We start from the raw sequence: 4,809 nt of genomic DNA on the forward strand, positions 1-4,809 counted from the left end.
AAAACCCATAAAAGATTGGGATATTATAAGAAAGCAACTTGAAATTCTTTATCTGGTAGTAATACAATAATGTTTAGTAAGATAGTTTACACAATTAATGAAACGGTACATCAACTTTTTTAGTGAACTATTACCACTTTTACAGCAAGATATGAAAGTAGCTTAATATTTTAAACAACAATATAACACCAGCAAATGTTATACCAGCATATATAATGATAGTCAATATCATTTCATATTCTTTTTGCTTAGTCTCTAAATCCTTTAAAGCTTTCTTACACCCTTTGTAATGTTTTAAACATTCTTCATAGTTTCGTAAATATGTTTTAAGCCTTTTATTCTCTTCTTCGATTTCGGTATAGATACCACGTAGCTTTTGATAATGCTTATTAACAATTGTATATTCTCTTTCTAACAAATAAAGCTTTTGGCTTATACTCTTGTATCTTTGTTCAAAGTCAGCAAGAAGATATTGTAGTTCTTCGTTTTCCCTTTTTAGTTTTTCATTGTCCTCCACTATACCAGCAGCGCCTTTTTCGTGCGCTAGGAGATAAGCGCTTAGCTTTTTGTCTAAATAGATATTTAAAGCATCTCTTACAATATCGGATTTAGATTTACCTATTTTTTTAGCTTTGTTTTCAAGTTTTGTGCTTAGTTCTTCGTTGAGATTAACACGTAGTTCACCCATTCTTTTTATTCTTTCTTGCTTTCTCATTTGCTACGTCATTGTATATTTTATTAAGAGCTTCATTGTCTAGATCCGGCGGAAGCTCAATATTTAGAGCCAATAAACTGTCTTGTAAACTCTTACCAGCGTCTTTCAGCTGCTTTATTTTCTCATAGTGTTTGTCTATTAATTTCTTAAGCTTTTTTATTTTGTTAGCTCTTTGTAATTTTAGTTTTTTCTTAAGAACTTCATTGTAAGCTTTGTCTAATATCTCTACTTCTTTTCTTCTTATCCAATATATCTTTAAACTACTTAAGATTGTAATCCAGTCTTTATTTAATTTCTTCATTTTCTCTATCTCTTTAAAGTGTTTTTCGATCTCTTCTTCAACCAATGCATAATAAAGTTTCTTTAGCATTTGAGAATCCTTTATCTCCTCAGGAAGAGCAGATTTAATATCGTTGTATAACTCATCCCAACTTTTACCATCCACTATCATATAACTGATACTCATAAGTTTAGCCTTTAATAAATCAAACTCTACTTGTCTATAAACTTGCAATAAATAACTTTGACTTACTTTTACCTTTAATAGCTCTCTCATGAAAATCAATATTTCACTCCAACTGTGTCCTTTAGCCTTTAAATCTTTTATTTGATAATACAGGGCTTTAACTCTGTTTGCCTTATGGGTTTTCCTAGTATAAGCGTTCTTATAACCTCTAATGAACTTACTCACAAGAGTTTGCAGCTCGTCGTACTCTTTTTTTGTAAAAGGCTTCTTACCTATTTCTTCCAACTTTCTTAGCTCATCATCGGATAACCCTATTTTATCTTTTAACTCCAAGAGCTTCTTTCTCCTTGTATTGTTTTGCCCTTCTTTCTTCTTTAATCCTTGTTCTACTTCTATTTTTTCATTAAACATATCACTTAACTCCTTTTCTTTTTCACTCCAAACAAATAATGCTCTGTAATATCTGGTCTATTATGTCCCATTTCATGACTAACAGATTGCAAAGCTTCAAAGTATCCAACACCCAAGCTGGTTTTCTCAAAGAAGCTATTTAATGCATAATTCCAACGCAAACCGTGGGAGCCCATATACTCTTCATTTGCAAGCTTACAAGCATTTTTCAAATGATTCAAATACGTTTCTTTTTTTATATACCATATTCCATCGTCAACCCTTTTCTTTACAATCTCATAAAGCTCTAAAGGTATTTTTACAGTTCTAATCTTACCGCCTTTACCTTTTATCTCTATAACACCATTACCTTTAAAACTAAAGGGCTTTAGTTTCTGAGCTTCGCTAAATCTTAGCCCACCTCTTAGCTGAAGTTCTGCCACAAGTCTGTAATTGCCATCCAAGAAATTTAAAACCTTCTGAGGGTCTTGATAATGCCTAACGCCTTCAAATCTTTTCAATAGTTTTTGAGCCTTCTTTCTTACTTCAGCAATATCCTTTGAGTAATCCATACTCTTTTTTATATCAGGCCTATAAGTGGATAAAAATACATTGATAGCTACTTGCAACTTTTCTAATGCGGCTGCATGCTTTTGAAAGGTAGAGTATTTAATACCATCAGCTATCTTCTTTTCCAAATAAGCTTTGAAATGAATGGCATCCAATTTAACAGGATCCTTTACACCATACTCTTCCCTACAAAAATTAAGAAATTGCATCCATACATCTTTATAGGTATTCCTAGTAGCGTAACTATAAATCCCTATACGCTTTCCAATATCATGCCACGTTTTAGCACCATCTATCCTAGCAGACTCCTTCGCCTTTTTCTTAGAATTCCCAATCTCTTCGATTAACCTAAGCAAAAAGCTTACTTGTACTTTAACACTTCCTCGCAAAACAACCTCTTAAGGTTTTACATCGCTATAACGTTAGCGTGACCGTCCCCAGCAAGGCCTGAGGAGCACCATACTTATAAAACAATATATGACATATTTCTAATTTATCAATACTTTTTTATCAAAACTTCGTGGCCTTCGGCCACAAACTACCGCTTTCTGTGTTGCCCACAGAAAGCGGTTCTATTCTTCATATATTCATAGGAGTAGTATTATAGTAAAAATAATAAATTTCATATATTTTCTCATAATAACATTTCATAAAATACTTGAGAATATATTTAATAACTATCTATAGTCATATTTAATAGCATATTCTACAATGATAATCTAATATATTAATTTCATATGTATCCTAATATATACTACCAAAAATAAATTTGCAATATGCTTCAATAATAAACTTTATATTTTTACTTCACAATATTTTTCATAAATTACTACATTGCAATGTAGAGCAATATTCCAAAATAATAACTTCAAATATAACCTTAAAATAAACCTTCATAAAGATTTTAGCAGCTGCCACCGATGTAGCTTGTCGCTATGGAAGGGACGCTTCGCTCCCTTCCAAACCTTCCCTAGACTTAGGGGCAAAGCCCCTAAGAACCCCAACTATTTGTAGTTTTGCTGTAAAACCATAGCAAAGAATAAATGACAGCAAAACTACAAATAGGACAAGTAAAATAAAAAATCAATTTTATTATTTTTAGCTTTCTAACCATTACTAATCAATAGCAAAACTCGTAAAAAAATTACGATACATCAATGTTTTGTTGACAGGGAAAATGCAAAAGGTAGAAATGTACGATTTTGATGTTTTCGTGCCTGGAAACCATTGATTGGTATTGAGTTTTTGTGGAACTTCAAAAATTTTTACAGAATATATTTATTTATTCTTTTTCATTTTTCAAGCTTTTCTATGTGTTATATAACTTCTAATCTAATCCTTGTTTTAAAGTATTAATTTCTACATTTTCAACATAATCATGATTGTAAAGATTGTCTTGAAAAAACGATAAAATTGTTACATAATAATAAAGAAGGAACTTTATGGTATACTTTGTCAATAATTTAGCATTGGTAGATGCCACAACTGGGGAAGTAATAGAAAATATAATCGTCTTTTCTGGTGGAAAAAACAAGAGTAGACAATGTTATAAAAGTATTTGTAGTATTTTTAGAGAATATTATGTTAAAAGAGCAAATAGCAACTAAAGCTATAAGGTGCTTACTATATTTAGTTAATAGGATAGATTGTAATAATCTAGAAGTTTACCTATTTTATAAAGAAGTGTGTTATGGATATCTAGAAGCAACTAATAAAAAGTTCGTATATGGATTAACATCATATAGTTTTATTAAAGATAATATGAAACAAGTTGTGGTACAGCCAAAATACAATAAGGAGAGTAAATATGGAACAAGTAGATAGTAAAACATTAGGAATGTATTTACTTTTTAGCATGTTATCTGTGTCATCTAGTATAAGCGAAATCAAAGATATCTGTAATAGATTATTGGAGAAAACACAAGAAATAGAAGATAATATACAATACGAAATAGTATTAAATATGTGTGGTATGGATATTAGTATTAATGCAATAGGTAGAGATATCAAGGAAGGAATTAACATGACTATAAACAAAGCAAATACAATACTAAAGGAAATAGAAATAGAAAAAGAACTTTTAGGATAAGAACATGGATAGACAGTTGAAACTTGTATAATGTGGATCAGCTAGGATGATTGGTATAAAAGCGTATAATCGTATAGCGGGAATAAGAAGGTATTTTACGAGGGTTTTATATCTATGACAACATATTAAATATTAGCAGAGATTTTCAAGTCAAATGAACACTTGAATAAATAGTTGGTGCTATATAAGGTGGTTTGAAGCAATTTAGAAATACGAACACGATAATCCAAAATTCCAAAAAGAAACATTTTTATACCACGTTTTATACAAGTTTATTGATTTAAAAGCTATATTTTGCTAGCCAAACCTCTGTGTAGTAGTGTAAGGCCATACCTCCTAAAATTGAATAAATATACTTACCGCTTGGGCAAAAGTATTCCCCTTTAACAAAACCCAGTGGTATTATCCTAATAATTATTCTTTTACAAGTATTAATATCCTTAATAAAATAAGATGGATTAGCAAATCCTATTTTTGATTTAGCTATTACAGACACAACAACATTGTTTTTAGTTTTCACATAGTAAGTAAAGCTTTTTCCCTTAATGACAACTAGGTTGTTCTTTTTCACTGCTATTT

The 4,809-nt window shown here is 30.5% G+C and carries 4 protein-coding genes and 1 pseudogene; 1 reads left to right on the top strand and 4 read right to left on the bottom strand.

All coding sequences use genetic code 11. The features are described 5' to 3' along the window. Positions 1-139 precede the first annotated feature (139 nt). The 3 genes from Q0C22_RS10155 to Q0C22_RS10165 are packed head-to-tail and all read right to left on the bottom strand — an operon-like array spanning position 140 to position 2,530. Positions 140-715 (bottom strand): ribbon-helix-helix protein, CopG family, encoded by a 576-nt coding sequence (locus tag Q0C22_RS10155; RefSeq protein ID WP_291494409.1) that lies wholly within the window; start codon positions 713-715, stop codon positions 140-142. Beyond that, positions 681-1,592, bottom strand: coding sequence for a hypothetical protein (locus Q0C22_RS10160; protein ID WP_291494411.1), 912 nt, complete (start codon positions 1,590-1,592; stop codon positions 681-683). The genes Q0C22_RS10155 and Q0C22_RS10160 overlap by 35 nt, the downstream gene beginning before the upstream one ends. Positions 1,593-1,597: 5 nt before the next feature. After that, on the bottom strand, positions 1,598-2,530 hold the full coding sequence (locus tag Q0C22_RS10165; RefSeq protein WP_291494412.1) for a tyrosine-type recombinase/integrase: 933 nt from the start codon (positions 2,528-2,530) through the stop codon (positions 1,598-1,600). A 1,418-nt stretch (positions 2,531-3,948) separates the two neighbouring features. Between Q0C22_RS10165 and Q0C22_RS10170 the strand changes: the two genes are divergently transcribed. Further along, complete coding sequence (locus tag Q0C22_RS10170; protein ID WP_291494414.1) at positions 3,949-4,230, top strand: hypothetical protein; 282 nt, start codon at positions 3,949-3,951, stop codon at positions 4,228-4,230. A 280-nt stretch (positions 4,231-4,510) separates the two neighbouring features. Here Q0C22_RS10170 and Q0C22_RS10175 read toward each other — a convergent pair. Beyond that, positions 4,511-4,809: pseudogene (locus tag Q0C22_RS10175) on the bottom strand (hypothetical protein); the annotation flags it as partial.

The sequence above is a fragment of the Desulfurella sp. genome (assembly GCF_023256235.1).
Classification (GTDB): Bacteria; Campylobacterota_A; Desulfurellia; order Desulfurellales; family Desulfurellaceae; genus Desulfurella.